Source organism: Tenacibaculum amylolyticum, assembly GCF_964511145.1.
GTDB lineage: Bacteria > Bacteroidota > Bacteroidia > Flavobacteriales > Flavobacteriaceae > Polaribacter > Polaribacter amylolyticum.
Genome location: NZ_CAZEFZ010000017.1, coordinates 64,746 through 86,894, shown reverse-complemented (window position 1 = coordinate 86,894; position 22,149 = coordinate 64,746). Strand labels below are relative to the sequence as shown.

Genomic DNA, 22,149 nt, shown 5'->3' with positions numbered 1-22,149 from the left:
ATAGAAATTGTCAATTGTAAAGTTTCCTCCACCTTCTTTGTAGAATAAAGCACCTTCAGTAACAGGACCTACAACAGTAATTTTGCTTAAAGTAGCGTTAGTTACAGGAGTAGCGTTACCGTCGTTTCCATTATTAGAACCTTCAATACCAGCTTTAGCACTTCCTGAGATATACCAGTATTCACCAATACCAGCCCAACCATCAGCGAAATCAATAGAATCATCACCAGAGTTTGTAGCTACTAAATATTTACCATTAACAGTTCCTCCAAAGAATTCGATACCGTCATCCCCACCTTCGAAAGATTGTACATACTCTACCGTAGTTCCAGAACCAACACCAAATAAAGAAAGTCCGTTAAACTCTTTAGAAGAGTTAAAAGTAGCTCCAGTATACTCAATTCTTAAGTAACGAATAGAACCAGAATCATCATTTGCAGTTGAACCACCATACGTTAAACCAGCAACTTCAGAAGTAGCAGTAGCACCAATATTTGTTGGAGCTTTACCACAAACAACTAATCCACCCCAGTCTTTAGGGGCTGGAGTTGCTGCACCAGAAGTCATTACTACAGGATTGTCTTTATTACCATCTACATATATTTTACCACCTTGTGCTACAGCAATATAAGCAGAAGTTCCCCCAGTAGCCTCAATTCTTGTACCTGCAGGAATTCTTAAAATTCCACCATCTTGTACTACGTATGCACCAGTAAGTTTGTAAGTAACAGAAGCATCTAAAGTAACGTCAGTAGTTACATCACCAGTTAAATCTGAACTCGCACAAGGCTGACAAGAAGAACCTCCACAGTCTACTCCTGTCTCATCCCCGTTTTGAATTCCGTCAGTACAAGAAGCACTACGAACAGGATCGTCGTCTCCACATGATACAACGAAAGCTAAAGTAGCTGCCATGATCATAAGGCTAAAAATTTGTCTTTTCATTTTAAATTTGAAATTTATATTCATTAATTTTTTCGATAACACAAAAAAAGTAACCCAAGATTAATTAAATGTTTTACAAAAATTAATCTTGGGTTATTGGATTGTTAAGTAAAAGTTATACGAGGTAACCTACAGTTAACTAGAACTTATATGATAATGAAAGTCTAAAATCGACTCCTCTTTTGTAAGCTAAAATAATAACATCCTGGTCTTCTTGAAATCTTTCAATACTAGGGTTTAATAAGTTCTTAGCAGATAAACCTAATGACATTCTTTCGTTTAATTTAGATTTTAAGATTAAATCTAAAGTTCCAAAACCTTTATCTACTAAATTTCCTTTTCCTTGTGTTCCTAAAGCAAAAATTCTATCTGTAAAATAATTGAATACCACAGTAGATTGAATGTTCATGCCATTGCTAAAGTCTTTTAAATACGAAAAGTCAGTGTTTAATAATAAGTCAGAAGCACCAGCAAAACCATCTTCAGTATTTGTGAAATTTACGCTGCTTCCAGGGTTTTCTCTAATAACTTTCTCAGGATTTAGCTCTTGATTGTGAATCATGTATGAAGTATTTAAACCAACAGTTAATTTGTTGTTTAATGTAGCATCGTTAGTTTCAGTTTCATTATTGAAAAGTGTTTTTCTTAATTCAACTTCAAGACCATAAGCAATTCCCCAATCTCCAGTATTTACATAACTGATATCATTAGAAGCAGAGTTGATTGTAATCTCGTTAATTGGATTTGCAATATACTTACCAAATGCACCCACAGATATAATTTCATCTTTTTGAGGGAAGTATTCCCATTTAAAATCTGCATTGTAATTATCTGATGAATATAAGTTTGGATTACCTAAAGAGTTGTTTACAACATCTTCAAATAAGAAAGGAGCTCTTTCTTTAAATTGAGGTAAGGTGTATGTTTTACTTGCTGCAAATTTTAAGTTTTGCTCGTCGTTTAACGTATATTTTAATGAAACAGATGGTAAGATTTGAGTTTCATCTAAATCACTTTCTCCATCGTTAATAGAAGTATCATAGAATAACGATTGGTTAATTTTTTCACCTCTAAGACCAAAGATACCTGTAAATTTATCAGAGAACTTATATTCAAATTGTGCATAAGCAGCATTAATATTTTGCTTACCTCCGTAAGTTTGTGGTAACAAAACATCTGTAGTACTACCTAAACCACCTCTAAAGGTTCTAATGGTAAACAAACCTGCATTAAAATTAGCTTGATTGAAATAACTGTTTAAATCATATACATCGTCAATTATAGGTTGTGTTACCGTTCTTAATGTGATAGCGAAGTTAAACTGTGTAGCATCAAAATCTACATCTTTAAATCTACCACTATACCCTAATTTTAATTTAGCTCTATGAATCTCATCTGCATCTTTTGCAAATTTGTAAGTAACACTAGCGTTTGCAGCGATTTCTTCTTCTTCTAAATCTGAAAAGAATCTGTGGTTATCTGAATCGTTACTGATTAATAAGAAAGATTTTGGTCCTTCAGGTTCGTCGTTTCTGTTTGGTAATACAGTAGATTGTACACGATTAGGTACTTCATTTTCATTAAAATTATATGAAGCTCCCCAGTCAAATACTAAATCATCACCAACTTTGTGATTACCTAGTAATTGGTGAACAAATAATGTATTTCTAATAAAAGTTTGTCTTTGAATTACAGCTCCACCTTCTGGTGCATTATCAAAAACATCATAAATACCCTGATAGTCGTCATGACTATTAGTAGAATTGTTTACCATTAAACCATTGTATTTAAACTCATGGTTTTTATATTTTAAACGTAAATTCCCCATTAAGGTAGTATTCGTGTTGTAAGCATATGATTCTCTTGTTAAATCTCTTCTGGCTACACCAGAAACGTTAACATCACCTCTAGCTACTCCTTGTCTATATTGATAATCATTATCAAAAGAACCAACAACAAAGAAACTTACTTTTGTATTATCTGTTAGGTTAAATGAATCACCACCTTTAACAGATATTGCTGTGTTTATAGGGGCATTTCCTTCTTGTCTATCCCAGCTAGTTGTAAAATTGTAATTATTTAATGGAAAGGCAGGATAGGTTGTCGAATAAAAACCAAAAGTACCAGGTCCATCTGCTCCATAAAAAGTTTTTCCGTTAGCTACTGAATTAATTCCTGATCCTAAACTAATTTCAGCAAATCCTTTTCCTTTATATACTTTTGAAGAAATATTGATATTCGCTCCACCAAAATCACCATAGTTCATTACATTATATGTCTTGTCAATACCAATGTATTCAACAATATCAGTAGAGAATATACTTAAGTCTATGTTTTTCTTAGAAGGGTCGTTAGATGGTAATGGTAAGCCATTTAAAGTTGTTACGTTATAACGATCTCCCAAACCTCTTACAAATACACTACCAGAACCTTCTTCTTTAGAAACCCCAGTCGTTTTGGTAACAGCAGTAGCCACATCACCAACTCCTTTTCTAGCTAATTCTTGATTTCCAATTTTTTGTTCAATAGTAACAGCTTTCTTTTGTTCTAATAAAAGAGCGCTTTCTTTTTCTTTATTAACAGTTCCTGTAATTTGTACTTCTTCTAGTTGTTCACCACCACTAGCTCCCATTACTTGATTAACTGTTATAGTTTTTCCAGCTACAATGGTAATTGTTTTTTCTACAGTTTGATAACCAACAAAACTAAATACTAAAGTGTATGGCCCAGCTGGAGCAGAAATTGTGAATGTTCCGTCCATATCTGTATTACCTCCGATAGAGGTTCCTTTAATAAACACATTTGCAAATGGCAAAGGTTCATTATTTAATTCTTTATCAGTAACCACCCCCGTTACAGTTCCTTTATCTTGAGCAAAGACAAATTGACTTAAGCTTACTAAAGCAATTAATAGAAATTTCTTCATTTTTAGTTATTCTAATATCAAATGCAAAAGTGAACTGGAACTGTAAATTAAAGGTTAGTTATAAGTTATACTTGTATTATTAGAATGTTTACTTAATGTTAAGCTGAAAATGAGTAATTAACCAATATGTTAATTACTAAAGAATTTAAGTCCTATAAAAAATGTTCTAGGTCTAGAAGGCCCATAAATATAGTTTGCGTCTCTATCTGCGCCTTGGTCAAAATCTTGTTGATAGCTGTCAAATAGGTTTTGAATTCCACCGCTTATTTGAATCGTTGAATGTTTATGGTCATCTAAATAGAAATCATAAGAAGATTTCAAGTTAAGCTCAAAAAAATCTTGTGTTTTCTCCAACCAGTCCTGTGTAATAAATCCAGCTAGATGCGGAACGTACATACTTCCTGTGTATACCCCAGAAATGTTGTTCTGAAACCTTTTAGTAGGAGCGTAAGTAGCTACAAAATTTCCATAGAAGTTAGGAGACTTAAAGAAATTATCTGCATTTTCTAATGAAATAGTTGGATCATCGGACCATTGTACAGGCTCGTTGTATTTTCCTTCTTGTATAGTTGCACCTGCTTGTAAAATCCATTTTTCGTTAGGAGCATATTTAGCTTCAATATTTATCCCTTTTACATCAGCATTGTCTCCATTTCTCTTTTCCCAAATTAGATTGTTTAATTGCTCCAAAATAAATGGATTTACCAACTTTGTATAAAAAGCCTCTAATGTGAAGGCAATTTCTCCTTTAGATAAATTCTTGTTCCAATCAAAAGAAGCCGTAAAACTATGCGAGGTTTCAGAAACGAGATTTGCTCTATCTACACGAACAGTTAAAACTTCACCTGCTGCTATCTGTGCATGTAAATCTTCTGTAAATACTTGAGGAGCTCTAAAACCTTTTGCATAAGAAGCTCTCAAACGTGTGTTTTCATTAGCGAAATACAAAACATTTAAACGTGGATTTAAAATGATATTTTCATCAGTTAAATTATGAATGTCTGCTCTTAAACCTCCTAATACTTTCCATTGTTTGTTAATGGTCCATTCTTGTTGTGCATAAATGCCATAGGTTCTTAATGTTTGATTTACAAAAGCATTAAATCCAGGTTTTTCATCCTTCATTTTATCGTATTTGAACTCAATACCTCCTGTAAAATTACCTTTACCTCCTAAGAAAGAATCTAATCTGTGTGCATATTGAGATCCTAAGACCCAAGTTTCGTCCCTTGAGTTTCCAAAACCAATTACAGTTCCATTTTGAGCAATTAAATCTTCTCCACCACCATAATAATTTTTGTTTTTTGAGCGTGAAGTAGAAACATATGCTGAAAAATGTTGTTTTCCATCATTAATTACAGATTCATAGGTAAGTCCTCCAATTAATACATCAGAATCTATTTGTTCTGCAACATCACTTTCAAAGGGTTGTAAGCTTAATTTATTTCCTCCTCTTCTAAATTCACTGATACTATTAAACTCGGCAGTTAGTCTACTTGTTTCTGTAGGTTTTAAATATCCCTTAAACCCAAAAGTTTGTGTCTCTAATTTTGTAATTTCTGTAAAAGAATCTCCATCATAATCGTATGGATTTCTATTTCTGTACATTCCAAAATAGGTTAAACCAGCGGTAGCTTCTTCGTTTACTACAGTACCGTTTAATGTTGTCGCAAGATCTAAGGCATCTCCTTTAATTAAAGAAACATTTTGACCTACTTGAAAAGTGTTTTCAATAGGATCTTTTGTTATAATATTAATGGTTCCTGCAATGGCATTCGCACCATACAATGCAGATCCACCACCACGAACTACTTCAATACGTTGTATAACGTTAGCTGGAATTTGATCTAATCCATAAACACCGTTTAATGCGCTAAAAATAGGTCTGCTGTCTACTAAAATCTGAGAATAAGCACCATCTAAACCATTAATACGTACTTGAGAGAATCCACAGTTTTGACAATTAGTTTCCATACGCAAACCTGGTTGGAAATTAAGACCTTCTGACAAGCTGATAGATTGTGTTGCATCTAAAAGTTTAGAGTCAGTTACACTTACAATTACAGGAGCAAGTTTTCTATTTAAATGTGTTCTTGTTGCACTTACTACGACCTGATCTAATCCTAAAACATCTTCTTCTAAACTTACATCAATTGTTATTGTGTTATTAGTGTTTAACTGGATTTCTTTTTCTACAATTTTGAAACCGATACTTTGAAATACGATTGTAGCTTTTTGAGCTGTCGCATTGATTTCATACAGTCCATTTTCATTGGTTGTGGTTCCTATAGATGTATCTTTTATATAAACAGAAACAAAAGGTACAGGTTCATTGTTAAATGTAACTTTTCCTTTAATGGTTTGAGTGTTTCCTAAAAACACTGTTAATAAGCATATAATAGCTATGAAATGTTTCATTTTTCTTTATTCTAAAATAAAATTCACGCAAATATAAATCATTTTTTAGTCTCGCCTAAAAATTTATTTCATATTTCAAAAAATTGTACCTTTGCAAAGAATAAAATGAATTATGTTTTCACAATCTGAAGAAAATTATATAAAAACAATCTATCATTTAGCTGTCGATTCTGAAAAAGGAATTAGTACGAATGCTATTGCTAAAAAGTTGGCTACAAAAGCATCTTCGGTAACAGATATGGTTAAAAAGTTATCTGAAAAAGAAGTGGTGGTTTATAAAAAATATCAAGGTGTGCGATTGACAGATTTTGGTAAGAAAACAGCGGCAAATATTATAAGAAAACATCGTTTGTGGGAAGTTTTTCTAGTTGAGAAGTTGAAGTTTTCTTGGGATGAAGTGCATGAAGTTGCAGAACAATTAGAGCATATTAAATCACCGAAATTAATTAATGAATTAGATGCTTTTTTAGGTTTTCCGAAGCAAGATCCACATGGAGATCCTATTCCAGATAAGGATGGAAATATTCAAGTTATAGACAAAAAATTATTAGCAACATTAGAAACAAATGATAAAGGTGTTTGTGTAGGTGTGAATGATAGTTCTTCAGAATTTTTACAGTTCCTAGATAAGCAAGGTATAGGATTGGGAGCTATGATTGAAATTCTAGAAAGAGAACCATTTGATGAGTCTTTAAAAATTAAAGTGAACGATAAAGAATTGACTATTTCCAATAAAATAGCCAACAATTTATATATACAGAAGTAAAGAAGAATGAAAATATATATATACATATTAATTACATTGTTGATACTAGGTTGTAAACCAGAAAAAAAATCTGGAAATGAAAAATTGCAGGTAGTTACAACAACGACAATGATTACCGACTTGGTAAAAAACATAGGAGGAAATAAACTAGAGGTGCAAGGTTTAATGGGAGCAGGTGTAGACCCTCATTTGTATAAAGCTAGTGAAGGAGATGTTGGAAAGCTGTTTAATGCAGATGTAATTGTGTACAATGGATTGCATTTGGAAGGTAAATTGGAAGAAGTGTTTGAAAAAATGCGTCATCAAAATAAAAAAACGATTGCTGTTGCCGATGCAGTTGATAAAGATAAATTGATAGGGTCTGAATATTTTGCATCAAATTACGATCCACATATCTGGTTTGATATCTCAAATTGGGAATTGATTACTGAATCTTTAGTGAAACAATTATCTGAACTAGATCCAAAAAATGCAGCTACTTATAAAGAGAATGGAACACAGTATTTAAAAAAACTAGCAGCATTAAAAACTAATATTGGAGAGAAAATAGAAGTGATACCAGTAGAAAAGAGGGTTTTAGTCACGGCTCATGATGCTTTTAATTATTTTGGAAAAGCATATGATTTTAATGTTGTTGGTTTGCAAGGATTGTCAACAGCTACAGAAGCTGGAGTAAAAGATGTTCAGAAGATGGCAGCTTTTATAATAGATAACAATGTAAAAGCAATTTTTGTAGAAAGTTCAGTGCCTAAAAGAACAGTTGAAGCTTTGCAAGAAGCAGTAAAATCTAAAGGACATGAAATCGTTATTGGAGGGACTTTATATTCTGATGCATTAGGAAATGAAGGAACACCAGAAGGTACTTACTTAGGAATGTATAAACATAACGTAGAGAGAATTGTTAATTCACTATAAAAATGAATATGGAGGAGAGAAAATTAGCAGTAACAGTAGATGACTTAACAGTTGCTTATAATTATAAACCTGTTTTATGGGATATTGATTTGGCAATTCCGGAAGGTGTAATGATGGCTATTGTTGGACCTAACGGAGCTGGAAAATCTACATTAATAAAATCTATTTTAGGGATTATAGATCCTATTGCAGGAAGTATTTCCATATATGGAAAGCCTTATGGTAAGCAACGTAAATTAGTGGGGTACGTACCTCAAAAAGGAAGTGTGGATTGGGATTTTCCAACAACTGCTTTAGATGTAGTAATGATGGGAACTTACGGAAGTCTAGGATGGATTAAAAGACCTGGCAAAAAAGAAAAGAAAAAAGCTTTAGAGGCATTAGAAAAAGTAGGAATGCTTCCGTTTAAAGATCGACAAATTAGTCAGTTGTCTGGAGGACAACAACAGCGTGTTTTTTTAGCAAGAGCATTGGCTCAAGATGCGGCAATTTATTTTATGGATGAACCTTTTCAGGGAGTAGATGCAACTACTGAAATAGCGATTATCAATATTTTAAAAGAATTAAGAAAAGCAGGGAAAACAGTAATTGTTGTTCATCATGATTTACAAACGGTTCCAGAGTATTTCGATTGGGTTACATTTTTAAATGTAAAGAAAATTGCGACTGGACCAGTTAAGGAAATCTTTAATGATGATAATCTTACCAAAACATATGGAATAAATTATAAGGTAAGTGTGCAACAGTAGAAGTAAGATTTCGTGTTTAAAAATAATACAAACCATTAAAAAGAAAATATTATCAATTTTGTAGAATATTTTGAATTACTTTTTAGCGATTATACATTGCGTACAATTAGCTTAGGAACTGCTATTTTAGGAGCAATCTGTGGTATGCTAGGTAGTTTTGCTGTACTGAGAAAACAGAGTTTATTAGGAGATGCAATTTCTCATGCTGCTTTACCAGGAATAGCTATTTCATTTTTAATTACAGGAACAAAAGAAACAAATGTATTATTAGTAGGAGCTTTAATTAGCGGGTTAATTGGTACGTTTTGGATTCGTGGAATTGTAAAAAAAACACATTTGAAGTCAGACACAGCATTGGGGTTAATACTGTCAGTTTTTTTTGGTTTTGGAATGTTGTTGCTAACTTATATTCAGAAGCAACCCAATGCAAATCAATCAGGGTTAGATAAGTTTTTATTTGGACAAGCAGCTACTTTATTGGCTAGAGATGTTTGGTTTATGGGAATTGTAGCGTTGATTTGTTTGTTTGTGCTATTGCTGTTTTGGAAAGAGTTTAAAATTTTGCTATTCGATGCCGATTACGCGAAAACGTTAGGTTTTAATACAAAACGGATCGATATTTTAATAACGTCATTTATTGTATTAGCTATTGTATTAGGATTGCAAACGGTTGGTGTTGTACTAATGAGTGCGATGTTATTGGCTCCAGCTGCAGCAGCTAGGCAATGGACAAATAGTTTAGGAGTTATGGTGTTGTTGGCAGCAATTTTTGGGGCGTTATCTGGAGTACTGGGAACAGGAATAAGTGCAAGTCAAAATAACTTATCTACGGGACCAGTAATTGTATTAATAGCTGCGGTTTTTGTTATTTTCTCTTTTATTTTTTCACCCTCGCGAGGATTACTTTTCCGTCAAATTAGATTTATTCAAAACAGGAATAATTTAATACTGAATAAAACATTGGCATTTATGTTTGATATTGCTAAGAATCACGAAAATATTTCACATCCACACACAGTTAAAATCTTAAATAATTTTCAAGGGTTTACAAGAAAGTCATTGCGAAAATTAGAACGTAAAGAATATATTAATGTAAATGGTAAAATGTGGTCAATGACAGAGAAAGGATATCATTTTGCAGCGAATTTGTATAATCAACAATTAGAAGAGAATGACTAGTGCTCAGATAGAAATACAATTAATAGCTAGTTTAGTTGCTATAGCATGTGCAATTCCAGGTACTTTTTTGGTGTTACGAAAAATGGCTTTAATAAGCGATGCCATTAGTCATTCCATATTGCCAGGTTTGGTGTTAGGTTTCTTTATTACACATGATTTAGGTTCACCTTTATTAATTGCAATGGCTGCGTTGTCAGGCGTAATTACTGTTGTTTTAGTTGAATTTATTCAAAAAACAAAATTAGTAAAAGAAGATACTGCAATTGGTTTGGTATTTCCTGCATTGTTTAGTATTGGAGTTATTTTAATTGCTAAAAATGCCAATGATGTACATTTAGATACTGATGTAGTATTACTAGGAGAATTAGCATTTGCCCCTTTTGATAGGTTGATGATTAATGGTGTAGATTTAGGGCCAAAATCTTTATGGATAATTGGAAGTATTTTGTTGATTACGTTAGGTTTGTTAATTGCTTTTTTTAAAGAATTAAAAATAAGCACATTTGATGCTGGATTGGCAACAGCGTTAGGTTTTTCACCAGTTGTTTTACACTATGGTTTAATGAGTGTAGCTTCTGTAACTACTGTTGGTGCTTTCGATGCGGTAGGAGCTATTCTGGTGGTTGCTTTAATGATAGTTCCAGCTGCGACAGCGTATTTACTTACGAATGACCTAAAAAGAATGTTATTGTATGCAGTGTTTTTTGGTGTTTTTGCAGCTATTTCTGGATATTGGTTAGCACATTATTTAGATGCATCTATATCTGGATCAATGACTACGGTGTTAGGGTTGATATTTCTATTGGTATATCTGTTTGCTCCAAGTAAAGGGTTGATATCTGTATTGTATAGGAATAAACAACAGCAAATTGAAGTGTTGCTATTAACATTTTTACTGCATTTAAATAATCATAAGGAAGAAGAAGAGCGTCATATAAATCACTTGAATGAACATATCAATTGGCAAAAAGTAAAGTCAAAATCTGTGGTAGATTTGGCTTTAAAAAATAATATGATTACAATAGTAGATCATATTATTTCTCTTACAGAAAAGGGGAAAGCGTTTACAGATAAAGCTATAGATTATATCATAACAAACGATGATTCTGAGATAGAATCGATGAAAGAAGATTTCTTCTTATTTAGAGGTTAAATTATAATCTTTATATCATATGTAATAGTTCTTTAGAATTAATAACTGTTGCAAACTCTTCATTTAAACTCGCTAAAGTAGTTTGATGAATGATTTCAGCAGGAAACACTTCTCCATTAATTCCTTTTCTATCGAAGGTAGCAGTGGCATCAGAAATTAAATAGGTTTTAAAATCATAATTACCCGCCATTCTTGTAGTGGTAGAGATACAGTGGTTGGTAGTTAGTCCAACAATCACAAGCGTATCTATATGCTGTGTTTCTAAAATTGATTTTAAATTGGTGCCTATAAAAGCGCTGTTTACTTCTTTTACTATAACTGGTTCTGATGAAAGTGGTTTTACTTCATCTCTTATTTCAAAGCCAGAGTGTGTTTTATGTAGTCTGGAATTTGGATCTTGTGAACTATGTATAATGTGAAATACAGGAAGCTGTAAGGTTCTCCATTTTGCTAAAATGGTTGCACATATTTCTTCTGCATTTTTATTATTCCTATTACCTCCCCAATAATCTTCTTTGTCAAAACCTTTTTGAATGTCTACTAACAATAAAGCAGGTTTAGTGTCTCTTAATTTCATAACGTATTATTTATTTGAGAAATCTAAGATAGACTGTCTTTCTGTATTTATAGTAAGCTTTGTAACATCTGGCCTAGAATAATGACCTACACAATCAAAATTATGACGTTCTTCCAATACTCGTTGGTAATCAATAGTTCCTGTAAATAATCCTTCTTTTCCAGTTACAGGTGGAATTACCCATTCACCATCTGGACCTGCGATACAAGAACCACCATTAGCAAGAATTTCAGGAGCATTTGCTATAATTGTTTCGTAATGTGGTGTTGTTTTAGGAAAATCTTCAATAGACATGTATCCGCTAACAGAAACTACAAAAGATCTACTTTCTTTAGCAATGAACTTTGTAATATCAAATGTGTTTTTTTCAGCACCTGGCCAAACAGCAATATGTAAGTTTTCACCTTGAGCATATAAAGCAGTTCTTGGTAAAGGCATCCAGTTCTCCCAACAATTTAATCCACCAACAGTAAAAGCTTTTAAAGGATGTACTTGTAAACCATTTCCATCACCAGGAGACCAAGTTAAACGTTCTTCATAGGTAGGTTGAAGTTTTCTGTGTACAGACTTAATAATTCCATCTTCATTAATGTAAACTAAAGAACAATACAAACTATGTCCACCTCTGTTTTTAGCTCTTTCAATAATACCTAAATAAATAGCAATTTGATGTTCTTTTGCAAGCTGACAAATTCCGTCTAATTCTCCACTTTCAATTTGTATAGCATTATTAATATAATGAGCATGAATCTCTTTTTGAATACTAGAATTAAATTCAGAACCATTGGTAATAGATAACCAAAAAGGATACCCAGGTAGCAAACCTTCTCCAAAAACAACCAAATTACAGTTTTCGTTACCTGCTTGTACGATGTATGATTTTACTTTTTCTATGGTTTGTGTTTTATCTAGCCAAACAGGAGCTATTTGTGCCATGCCTATTTTTAAAAGAGTGCTCATTGGTTATTTTGATTGATGTTTAAACGAATATATGGAAAATGAGTCGGTTGAATCTAGTAAGCTTACGATTACACTCCTTATTTAACAAATTGTAATTATATGTGATTTTTAAAACAAGTAAGAAAAATGTTAATTACATCGAATTCTTTTAACCATTTGATGAAGGAAAAAATAATAAAATAAGTTATTTTGCATAAAACTTACTTACAAAGTGCAACACTCTTCATCCTTTCAAATTTATAATGCTTCAGCAGGAAGTGGAAAAACATTTACTCTGGTAAAAGAATATGTAAAAGTATTACTGCAATCTAATGATGTTTTTTACTTTCAAAAAATATTAGCAATTACGTTTACGAACAAGGCAGCAGGTGAAATGAAAGAACGTGTGTTAAAAAGTTTAGCTGATTTTTCTGAAGGGAAACCAAATGAAATTATAGAAAAAGTTTTAGAAGAAACGAATATAAATATAGTTGATGCTAGAGAGAGAAGTAAGAAAATATTACACGCAATTTTAGTCAACTATTCTGCATTTTCAGTCACTACAATTGATAGTTTTACTCATAAGATTATTAAAAACTTCGCTTTCGATTTAGGGCTTACATTGAATTTTGAAGTGGAAATGGACGCAATTTCTTTATTGAATGAAGCAGTAGACTTATTAATGTCTAAAATCGGAACTCAAAAAGAAATAACAAACTTATTAATTGATTTTTCATTATCTAAAATAGATGAAGATAAATCATGGGATATTTCTTTTGAATTAAAAGAATTTGCAAAAGTATTACTGAACGAAGATGATATTCAACATTTCAGAAACTTAAGCGATAAAACAATTGCAGATTTTAATACTTTAAAACAAAAGCTTCAAAAACAAAAACATGAAATAGAAAAAAGATTAAAAGAAATAGGAGATGAAGGATTACAAATAATTGATTCGAATGGAATTGCTCATAAAGACTTTTATTATTCATTACTTCCAAAACATTTTATAGCTTTAAAAAGTAATCCTTTGGCAGCTAAGTTCTTCGATCAAAGTAAGTTGAAAGAACGTGTTGAAGAAGGGATGTTCTATTCAAAATCTAAATCTGAAGAAATAAAGTCGGTGATTGATGGTATGCTTCCAGATTTACTAAACCTGTATACGGAATCAGAAGGTTTGTATCAGCAGGTAATATTGAATCAACTAGTACTTAAAAGTATTATTCCTTTAGCAGTTTTAAATAATATCAATCAAGAATTAACATTCTTAAAAGAAGAAAATAACATTCGATTAAATGCAGAATTTAATCAGTTAATTTCCGATAATATAAAAAACCAACCTACACCATATATATATGAAAGACTGGGGCAGCGATTTATGCATTACTTTATAGATGAAATGCAAGATACCTCAGTTTTACAATGGCAAAATCTAATACCGCTAATAGATAATGCATTGGCTCAAGAAAAAAGTAGTTTGTTATTGGTGGGAGATGCAAAACAAGCAATTTATCGTTGGCGTGGAGGAAAGGCAGAACAGTTAATAGACTTGAGTGACGAAGCATATAAAATTTTTCAAGTAGAAAAAGAAGTAAAACAACTAGAGCGTAATTATAGAAGTTATACAGAGGTTATTAATTTTAATAATAACTTTTTTCAATATGTAGCAAATTTCTTTGGAAACGAACAATACAAACAATTGTTCATAGAAGGAAATAAACAATTAGAGAATTCAAAAGTAGGAGGACAGGTTACAATTAATTTCTTAGAAAAAAATGAAGATAAAGAAATTGAAAAAACAAAATATCCTCAAAAAGTGTATGAAAAAATCCTTGCGCTACAAGATTCGTTTGAATTAAACGAAATAGCCGTATTGGTTAGAAAAAAGAGTGAAGGTATAGCGGTAGCAAATTATTTGTCAGAAAAAGGAATAGAGATTATTTCTTCGGAAACCTTATTGTTGAAAAACAGTAAGAAAGTAAATTTTATAGTACAATTATTACAATTATTACAATTTTCAAATGATGAAGAAACACAATTCGATATTTTATATTTCTTATATCATCATTTAAATATAAGTACAGGGAGTCATGACTTTTTCGAGCTTTTCGTTAAAAAGAATCTTGAAGAGTTTTTTAAAACATTCCATAGTTATGGAATAGAGTTCAACTTAAATACTTGTTATGAATTACCATTCTATGAAAAAATAGAATATATCATACGAAGTTTTAAATTAATAGAAAGTTCAGATGCTTATGTGCAGTTTTTCTTAGATGTTGTTTTGGAGCAACAGAAAAAAGGAACAAGCATTCAAGATTTTTTAGAGTTTTGGAGTGTTAAAAAAGACAGTTTAAGTATTGTAACTTCTGAAGATGCAGAAGCAGTTAATATAATGACAATTCATAAATCGAAAGGATTGGAGTTTCCAGTAGTGATTTTTCCTTACGATTTAGATATTTACAGGCAAGTAAAACCTAAAGTGTGGTTTGATGAACTACCTGATTCCTATGAAGATTTTAATGAATTACTAATTGACTACAGCAAAACACTAAGTTATACGAATAATAGAGGAGCAACGATTTATGAGCAACAACGACAAGAATTAGAATTAGATAATTTCAATTTATTATATGTTGCATTAACTAGAGCAGTAGAACAATTGCATGTTATCACAGAAAAGAGAATTTCAAAAACAGGAGAAAATACAAACTATTATTCTGGAATTTTTATTTCGTATTTAAAAAATGTACAGCTATGGGAAGATAATGTTTTCGAATATTCATTTGGTGAAGCGAATCGATGTAGTAAAAAGGAAATAACAAATAAGCCTACAGAATTACAAGAAACATTCATCTCTTTACCTTGGCAACGACATAATATAGTAATGTTGTCTAGTGCTTCTAAATTATGGGACACCAATCAAGAAACCTCTATTGCTTATGGTAATTTGGTACATACTATCTTGTCAAATATTAAAACAAAAAAAGATGTAATACCAACATTACATTTTTATGAAATGCAGGGAGAAATTTCGCAAGAAATTTTGAAAGATATTAAGAGATTAATTTTCGATATTGTAAATCATGACGATTTGAAAGATTATTATTCAGAAGAAGTAGAGGTGTTTAATGAAAAAGAAATGATAACAATAGATAATCAAATTATAATACCAGATAGATTAGTTTTTGATAAAGAAAAAGTAACGATTATCGATTATAAAACTGGGGTTTCTAAAGATGCAGACAAAAGTCAGGTTAAGATGTATCAAAGAGATTTGGAAGATTTAGGTTTTAAAGTTGATAAAAAAATTCTGATATATATAAATGAGACAATTTTAGTTGAAGAAATTGCCTAATTTTATCACCACAAACAAACAAATCATGTACGGAAAAATAAAAGAACACTTACAAAAAGAAATACAAGACATTAAAGATGCAGGATTGTATAAAAGTGAGCGTATTATTACATCATCTCAAGATGCTGTTATAAAAATATCTACAGGAGAAGAAGTAATAAACTTTTGTGCGAATAACTATTTAGGTTTATCTAACAATCCAGAGATAATCCAAGCAGCTAAAGATATAATGGATACGCACGGATTTGGAATGTCATCAGTCCGATTCATTTGTGGTACACAAGATATTCATAAAGAATTAGAAGGAAAAATTGCTGAGTTTTATCAAACTGAAGATACAATATTATATGCTGCAGCTTTTGATGCTAATGGAGGTGTTTTTGAACCTTTATTAACAAAAGATGATGCAATTATATCAGATAGTTTAAATCATGCATCTATTATTGATGGAGTACGTTTGTGTAAAGCAGCACGTTATCGCTATCAAAATAATGATATGCAGGCTTTAGAAGAACAATTAATAGAAGCGAATAAGCAAAACCATCGATTTAAAATTATTGTAACTGATGGTGTGTTTTCTATGGATGGTATTGTAGCGAAACTGGATGAGATTTGTGATTTAGCAGAAAAATATGACGCTTTAGTTATGGTAGATGAATGCCATGCAGCTGGTTTCATTGGTGCAACTGGAAGAGGAACATTAGAGTTAAAGAATGTTTTAGGAAGAGTAGATATCGTAACCGGAACTTTAGGGAAAGCTCTAGGTGGGGCTATGGGAGGTTATACTACTGGAAGGAAAGAAATCATCGATATTTTACGTCAACGTTCTAGACCTTATTTATTTTCAAATTCATTAGCACCATCAATCGTTGGAGCTTCTTTAAAAGTATTCGATATTCTATCAAATGATACAACTTTGAGAGATAAACTAGAATGGAATACTAATTATTTCAGAACAGAAATGGAGAAGGCAGGTTTCGATTTAGTTGGGGCAGATGCAGCTATCGTACCAGTAATGTTATATGATGCAAAACTTTCTCAAACAATGGCAAATAAGTTACTAGATGAAGGGATTTATGTGATAGGATTCTTTTACCCTGTTGTGCCAAAAGAGCAAGCAAGAATAAGGGTTCAATTGTCGGCTGCACATGAGAAAGAGCATTTAGATAAAGCTATAAATGCATTTGTAAAAGTAGGAAAAGAGCTAAATGTAATTTCGTAAAAGAAGCGCAAAAACTTGTTTTTTTTATAAGTTTTTGTAGATTTGCTTTTGTAAATAAGTTTTAACAACTTACATTTGCGTTATATATAAACGAACTTTTAATTTAAATTTTTGATAATGAAACAATTCAAATTAGCTATGTTAGCTATGATTGCGTTTCTAACGTTTAGTAACGTTAACGCACAAGACGAAAACAATCCCTGGGTTGTAGGTTTCGGTATTAACACAGTAGATGTTAGGTATCAGTCTGATTTTGGCGATTACGCACAAGACTATATCGGAACAGGAGAATGGGGTAATAACACATTGCCTTCAATCTCAAGAATTAGTGTTGACAGATACTTAAACGATGGTTTCTCTTTACAATTAGCAGGGTCTATTAACAAAGTAAAAACATATATTGTTGAAGATGATATCGATGAGTTATACTGGGCTATTGATTTAGTAGCTAAGTGGGACTTAAATAACTTATTCGGAGATACTGCATGGTGGGATCCTTACGTATACGTAGGTGGAGGATACACTGATTTCGGTAGAATGGTTAACGGATCTTTCGTAGAAGGAGGAGAAGGAACTTTAAATGCTGGGGCTGGTTTCAATGTTTGGTTTAACGAGAACATTGGTGTAAACTTCCAAACTGGTGCTAAGAAAGAATTTGCTGATAAAGTACAAGATCACTTCCAACACTCTTTAGGGTTAGTTTTCCGTTTCGGTGGAAAAGATACTGATGGTGACGGAATCTATGACAAGAATGATGCTTGTCCAGATGTTGCTGGTTTAAAAGAATTCAACGGTTGTCCAGATGCTGACGGTGATGGTATCAAGGATTCTGACGATGCTTGTCCAAATACTGCTGGTATTGCTGCTTTAAATGGTTGTCCAGATGCTGATGGTGACGGTATTGCTGATAAAGATGATGCTTGTCCAAACGAAGCTGGAACTAAAGCAATGAACGGATGTCCAGATGCTGATGGTGATGGTATCGCTGATAACAAAGATAAGTGTCCAAATGAGGCAGGTCCAGCTGAAAACGGTGGATGCCCATGGCCAGATACTGATAAGGATGGAGTATTAGACAAAGACGATAAGTGTCCAAATGAGCCAGGTGTTGCGTCTAACAACGGATGTCCAGAATTAATCATCATTACTGAAGTTGAAAAAGCTAAATTAGATAGCTTTGCAAGAGAAATTTTCTTCAACTCTGGTAAGTCAACTTTCAAATTAGGAGTTACTGGTAAATTAGACTTAATCGCTGAGATTATGAACAACTTCCCAGATTCTAACTTTGCTATCAACGGTTATACTGATAGCGTAGGAAGAAAGTCTACTAACTTAAAGTTATCTGATAAGAGAGCTAACGCTGTAATGGATTACTTAGTAGGTAAAGGAGTTAAAGCTGCTAGATTAACTGCTAAAGGTTACGGAGAGGATTACCCAATCGCTTCTAACAAAACTAGAGCAGGTAGAGCTCAAAACAGACGTGTAGAAATTCAATTAGCTAAGTAATAATTGAACCACATAATATTCAATAAAAAGCCTCACTTTTGTGAGGCTTTTTTTATGCTTTAGTTTTTTATTAAAAATATACTCTTAAACTTTTTAGTTTCAATCAAAAAAATTACCTTTGCGCTCTGAAAAGTGAGATAAATATCACTTAATAAATACAATAACTTAATTACAAAAGTAATGTCTACAATAAAAGGTAAAGTTTCTCAAATCATTGGTCCTGTTATTGATGTTGAGTTTAATACTGAAAATTCAGATCTTCCTAAAATTTACGATTCATTAGAAATTAAAAAAGAAGATGGGTCTACATTAGTTTTAGAAGTACAACAGCACATTGGAGAAGATACAGTACGTACAATTTCTATGGATGCTACTGATGGTTTACAAAGAGGTAAAGAAGTAATAGCAACTGGAAATCCTATACAAATGCCTGTTGGTTCAGATATTTATGGACGTTTATTCAATGTAACAGGTGATGCTATTGATGGATTAGGAGATTTACCAAAAGAAGGAAAAGACGGTTTACCAATTCACCGTAAAGCTCCTAAGTTTGAAGAATTATCTACATCTACTGAAGTTTTATTTACTGGTATCAAAGTAATCGATTTAATTGAGCCTTACGCAAAAGGAGGTAAAATTGGATTATTTGGTGGAGCTGGAGTAGGTAAAACTGTATTAATTCAGGAGTTAATTAATAACATTGCAAAAGGACACGGTGGACTTTCTGTATTTGCTGGAGTAGGTGAGAGAACACGTGAAGGGAATGACTTATTACGTGAGATGTTAGAGTCTGGAATTATCAAGTATGGAGACGATTTCATGCATTCTATGGAAGAAGGTGGATGGGATTTATCTAAAGTAGATAAGCCTACAATGAGAGATTCTAAGGCAACTTTCGTATTTGGACAAATGAACGAGCCACCAGGAGCACGTGCAAGAGTTGCTTTATCTGGTTTAACTATAGCAGAATATTTCCGTGATGGAGCTGGTGAAGATCAAGGTAAAGATGTACTTTTCTTCGTAGATAATATTTTCCGTTTTACACAAGCAGGATCTGAGGTATCTGCATTATTAGGTCGTATGCCTTCTGCCGTAGGTTATCAGCCAACATTAGCTACAGAGATGGGAGCAATGCAGGAGCGTATTACTTCTACTAAAAAAGGATCTATTACCTCTGTACAAGCAGTTTATGTACCTGCGGATGATTTAACAGATCCAGCACCAGCAACAACGTTTGCTCACTTAGATGCACAAACAGTACTTTCTCGTAAAATTGCCTCTTTAGGTATTTACCCAGCAGTAGATCCGTTAGATTCAAGTTCAAGAATTTTAACACCAGAAATTGTAGGAGAAGAGCACTATAATTGTGCACAGAGAGTAATCATGTTATTACAGCGTTATACAGAGTTACAAGATATTATCGCAATCTTAGGTATGGAAGAATTATCTGAGGAGGATAAATTAGTAGTTCACAGAGCACGTCGTGTACAACGTTTCTTATCTCAGCCATTCCACGTAGCAGAGCAGTTTACAGGTATACCAGGAGTATTAGTAGATATTAAAGATACTATCAAAGGATTTACTATGATTATGGATGGTGAGTTAGATAAGTATCCTGAAGCAGCATTCAACTTAAGAGGATCTATTGATGATGCTATTGAGGCTGGAGAAAAAATGTTAGCAGAAGCATAAAATATAAATAAAAGCAGTTAAAATAATGTTTTTAGAAATCGTAACACCAGAAGCAGTAATATTTTCATCAGAGGTATCTTCAGTTGCAGTACCAGGTTTAAATGGAGAATTCCAAATGTTAAACAATCACGCACCTGTTGTATCGTTATTAGTTTCAGGGAAAATTAGAGTTGAGGCTAGTAATGTTTCTATAGATGAAAAATTTCAAAATAGATTTACCAAAGAAAATGATGGTAGATTGAGTTTTGAAATCAATTCTGGAACTCTTGAGATGAAAGATAATAAGGCTATTATATTAGCTGACTAATTTTAAGAGTATATATAAAATAAAAAAACCTGTGATTATCACAGGTTTTTTTATTTTATATAAAGTGTATTTTAGTCTATTTGAGACACTCTTAACGTGTTTACCATACCTTTCTCTTCAACAGGCATAGATGTTAAGTTGATAACGAAATCTCCAGGCTTTACAAAGCCTTTTTCACGTATAATTTCATTAATGTCTTTTACAGTATCATCTGTGTTTAATTCCCTGTCATAATAAAAAGCTCTTACACCCCATAAAAGATTTAGCTTTCCTAAAATTCTTCTTTCAGAAGAGAATGCAATTACATGAGATTTTGGTCTCCATGCTGATATTTGGAAAGCTGTATACCCACTATTTGTTAAGGTGGAAATAGCAGAAGCTTCCATATCATCTGCCATTAATGCAGCATGATGACAAACAGATTTAGTGATAAAACGATTTGTGCGAACATGCGGAGCTTCAATTGGAACTTTAATTAATGGAGAAAACTCTACACTATTAATGATTTCCGACATTTTCTGAATTACTCTTACCGGATGCTTTCCTACAGAAGTTTCCCCAGATAACATAACAGCATCTGCACCATCCATTATCGAGTTTGCTACATCGTTAACCTCTGCTCTTGTAGGAACACTATTTTCAATCATAGTTTCCATCATTTGAGTAGCAATAATAACTGGAATTCTTGCTTTTTTAGCTCTTCTAACCAAACTCTTTTGAATTAAAGGAACATCTTGCATTGGAACTTCTACACCTAAATCTCCTCTTGCAACCATTAAACCATCGCAGTAAGGAATTAAAGCATCTATATTTTCAACAGCTTCTGGCTTTTCAATCTTAGCAATTACAGGAACTCTATACCTAGATTTTTGCTTAATTAAATCGCGAAGCATTCTTAAATCTTCTGGATTTCTAACAAAAGATAAAGCAATCCAATCCACTTCTTGCTCAAGAGCAAAAACAACATCTTTTTTATCTTTCTCTGTTAAAGCAGGTAAAGAAATATTTGTATTAGGTAAGTTAACTCCTTTTTTAGATTTTAAAGGACCACCTACAACAACTTTTGTAGTAACCTCTTTTTCTTTATCTGTAGAAATTACTTCAAACATTAATTTTCCATCGTCAACAAGAATATTTTCACCAGCTTTTACATCTTTAGGAAATCGTTGATAAGTCATAAAGGCTTTTTCTTTTGTTCCTACGCACTTTTCTGTAGTGAAAATAAAAGTATCTCCAGCCTTAACTTCAACATTGTCCTCCATTACACCAACTCTTAGCTTAGGTCCTTGTAAATCGGCTAAAATCGCTAAATTATATCCTTGTTCTTTATTGATTTCTCTAATTAGTTGAATGCGTTCTTTTACAATCTCATGATCTGCATGAGAGAAATTAATTCTAAAAACATTAACACCAGCTGCTCCCATCTTAGTAAGCGTTTCTTTTGTGCTAGTTGCTGGTCCTAATGTTGCTACAATTTTAGTTTTTTTGTTATGTGGCATA

At 32.4% G+C, this 22,149-nt stretch carries 16 protein-coding genes; 10 read left to right on the top strand and 6 right to left on the bottom strand.

The annotated features are described in order from the left end of the window. The 3 genes from ACKTTC_RS07240 to ACKTTC_RS07230 form a co-directional block, all read right to left on the bottom strand. Positions 1-945 (bottom strand): hypothetical protein (locus ACKTTC_RS07240; protein WP_408039138.1); only part of this gene is annotated, 945 nt, incomplete at its 3' end. Positions 946-1,084: 139 nt separating this feature from the next. Further along, on the bottom strand, positions 1,085-3,871 hold the full coding sequence (locus tag ACKTTC_RS07235) for a TonB-dependent receptor (protein ID WP_408039137.1): 2,787 nt from the start codon (positions 3,869-3,871) through the stop codon (positions 1,085-1,087). Positions 3,872-4,000: 129 nt separating this feature from the next. Continuing rightward, on the bottom strand, positions 4,001-6,289 hold the full coding sequence (locus ACKTTC_RS07230) for a TonB-dependent receptor (RefSeq protein ID WP_408039136.1): 2,289 nt from the start codon (positions 6,287-6,289) through the stop codon (positions 4,001-4,003). A 112-nt stretch (positions 6,290-6,401) separates the two neighbouring features. Between ACKTTC_RS07230 and ACKTTC_RS07225 the strand changes: the two genes are divergently transcribed. The 5 genes from ACKTTC_RS07225 (at position 6,402) to ACKTTC_RS07205 (ending at position 11,051) form a co-directional block, all read left to right on the top strand. Then, on the top strand, positions 6,402-7,055 hold the full coding sequence (locus ACKTTC_RS07225) for a metal-dependent transcriptional regulator (RefSeq protein ID WP_408039135.1): 654 nt from the start codon (positions 6,402-6,404) through the stop codon (positions 7,053-7,055). A 6-nt stretch (positions 7,056-7,061) separates the two neighbouring features. Continuing rightward, positions 7,062-7,970 carry a metal ABC transporter solute-binding protein, Zn/Mn family gene (locus ACKTTC_RS07220; RefSeq protein WP_408039134.1) on the top strand — a complete coding sequence of 303 codons (909 nt, stop codon included), beginning with the start codon at positions 7,062-7,064 and terminating at the stop codon, positions 7,968-7,970. A gap of 8 nt (positions 7,971-7,978) precedes the next feature. Next, positions 7,979-8,719 (top strand): metal ABC transporter ATP-binding protein, encoded by a 741-nt coding sequence (locus tag ACKTTC_RS07215; protein WP_408039133.1) that lies wholly within the window; start codon positions 7,979-7,981, stop codon positions 8,717-8,719. Between the two features lie 96 nt (positions 8,720-8,815). After that, positions 8,816-9,898, top strand: a complete 1,083-nt coding sequence (locus ACKTTC_RS07210) for a metal ABC transporter permease (protein WP_408039132.1) — start codon at positions 8,816-8,818, stop codon at positions 9,896-9,898. After that, positions 9,891-11,051: a metal ABC transporter permease gene (locus ACKTTC_RS07205; RefSeq protein WP_408039131.1), complete on the top strand. Its 1,161-nt coding sequence runs from the start codon at positions 9,891-9,893 to the stop codon at positions 11,049-11,051. The genes ACKTTC_RS07210 and ACKTTC_RS07205 overlap by 8 nt, the downstream gene beginning before the upstream one ends. 10 nt (positions 11,052-11,061) lie before the next feature. Here the strand turns inward: ACKTTC_RS07205 and ACKTTC_RS07200 are convergent, their stop codons facing one another. Both ACKTTC_RS07200 and ACKTTC_RS07195 read right to left on the bottom strand, forming a co-directional pair. Beyond that, complete coding sequence (locus ACKTTC_RS07200; protein WP_408039130.1) at positions 11,062-11,628, bottom strand: cysteine hydrolase family protein; 567 nt, start codon at positions 11,626-11,628, stop codon at positions 11,062-11,064. A 6-nt stretch (positions 11,629-11,634) separates the two neighbouring features. Continuing rightward, on the bottom strand, positions 11,635-12,588 hold the full coding sequence (locus ACKTTC_RS07195; RefSeq protein ID WP_408039129.1) for a carbon-nitrogen hydrolase family protein: 954 nt from the start codon (positions 12,586-12,588) through the stop codon (positions 11,635-11,637). A 211-nt stretch (positions 12,589-12,799) separates the two neighbouring features. Here ACKTTC_RS07195 and ACKTTC_RS07190 point away from each other — a divergent pair, with 211 nt between their 5' ends. The 5 genes from ACKTTC_RS07190 (at position 12,800) to ACKTTC_RS07170 (ending at position 20,649) form a co-directional block, all read left to right on the top strand. Then, positions 12,800-15,922, top strand: coding sequence for a UvrD-helicase domain-containing protein (locus tag ACKTTC_RS07190; RefSeq protein ID WP_408039128.1), 3,123 nt, complete (start codon positions 12,800-12,802; stop codon positions 15,920-15,922). A 25-nt stretch (positions 15,923-15,947) separates the two neighbouring features. Continuing rightward, a complete protein-coding gene (kbl, locus tag ACKTTC_RS07185) occupies positions 15,948-17,144 on the top strand; it encodes a glycine C-acetyltransferase (protein ID WP_408039127.1) in 1,197 nt (398 codons plus the stop codon). Between the two features lie 117 nt (positions 17,145-17,261). Next, on the top strand, positions 17,262-18,650 hold the full coding sequence (locus tag ACKTTC_RS07180) for an OmpA family protein (RefSeq protein WP_408039126.1): 1,389 nt from the start codon (positions 17,262-17,264) through the stop codon (positions 18,648-18,650). Positions 18,651-18,830: 180 nt separating this feature from the next. Next, entirely contained in the window at positions 18,831-20,342 is a 1,512-nt protein-coding gene (gene atpD, locus ACKTTC_RS07175; RefSeq protein WP_408039125.1) for a F0F1 ATP synthase subunit beta, read from the top strand. A gap of 25 nt (positions 20,343-20,367) precedes the next feature. Beyond that, positions 20,368-20,649, top strand: coding sequence for a FoF1 ATP synthase subunit delta/epsilon (locus ACKTTC_RS07170; protein WP_408039124.1), 282 nt, complete (start codon positions 20,368-20,370; stop codon positions 20,647-20,649). 71 nt (positions 20,650-20,720) lie between these two features. Here the strand turns inward: ACKTTC_RS07170 and pyk are convergent, their stop codons facing one another. Continuing rightward, positions 20,721-22,148 carry a pyruvate kinase gene (gene pyk, locus ACKTTC_RS07165; RefSeq protein ID WP_408039123.1) on the bottom strand — a complete coding sequence of 476 codons (1,428 nt, stop codon included), beginning with the start codon at positions 22,146-22,148 and terminating at the stop codon, positions 20,721-20,723. Position 22,149 lies beyond the last annotated feature (1 nt).

Bases quoted from the DNA above. Each gene is read 5' to 3' on its own strand.
- ACKTTC_RS07235 (WP_408039137.1), bottom strand. From the start codon at position 3,871: ATGAAGAAATTTCTATTAATTGCTTTAGTAAGCTTAAGTCAATTTGTC.
- ACKTTC_RS07230 (WP_408039136.1), bottom strand. From the start codon at position 6,289: ATGAAACATTTCATAGCTATTATATGCTTATTAACAGTGTTTTTAGGA.
- ACKTTC_RS07225 (WP_408039135.1), top strand. From the start codon at position 6,402: ATGTTTTCACAATCTGAAGAAAATTATATAAAAACAATCTATCATTTA.
- ACKTTC_RS07220 (WP_408039134.1), top strand. From the start codon at position 7,062: ATGAAAATATATATATACATATTAATTACATTGTTGATACTAGGTTGT.
- ACKTTC_RS07215 (WP_408039133.1), top strand. From the start codon at position 7,979: ATGGAGGAGAGAAAATTAGCAGTAACAGTAGATGACTTAACAGTTGCT.
- ACKTTC_RS07205 (WP_408039131.1), top strand. From the start codon at position 9,891: ATGACTAGTGCTCAGATAGAAATACAATTAATAGCTAGTTTAGTTGCT.
- ACKTTC_RS07200 (WP_408039130.1), bottom strand. From the start codon at position 11,628: ATGAAATTAAGAGACACTAAACCTGCTTTATTGTTAGTAGACATTCAA.
- ACKTTC_RS07195 (WP_408039129.1), bottom strand. From the start codon at position 12,588: ATGAGCACTCTTTTAAAAATAGGCATGGCACAAATAGCTCCTGTTTGG.
- kbl (WP_408039127.1), top strand. From the start codon at position 15,948: ATGTACGGAAAAATAAAAGAACACTTACAAAAAGAAATACAAGACATT.
- ACKTTC_RS07180 (WP_408039126.1), top strand. From the start codon at position 17,262: ATGAAACAATTCAAATTAGCTATGTTAGCTATGATTGCGTTTCTAACG.
- atpD (WP_408039125.1), top strand. From the start codon at position 18,831: ATGTCTACAATAAAAGGTAAAGTTTCTCAAATCATTGGTCCTGTTATT.
- ACKTTC_RS07170 (WP_408039124.1), top strand. From the start codon at position 20,368: ATGTTTTTAGAAATCGTAACACCAGAAGCAGTAATATTTTCATCAGAG.
- pyk (WP_408039123.1), bottom strand. From the start codon at position 22,148: ATGCCACATAACAAAAAAACTAAAATTGTAGCAACATTAGGACCAGCA.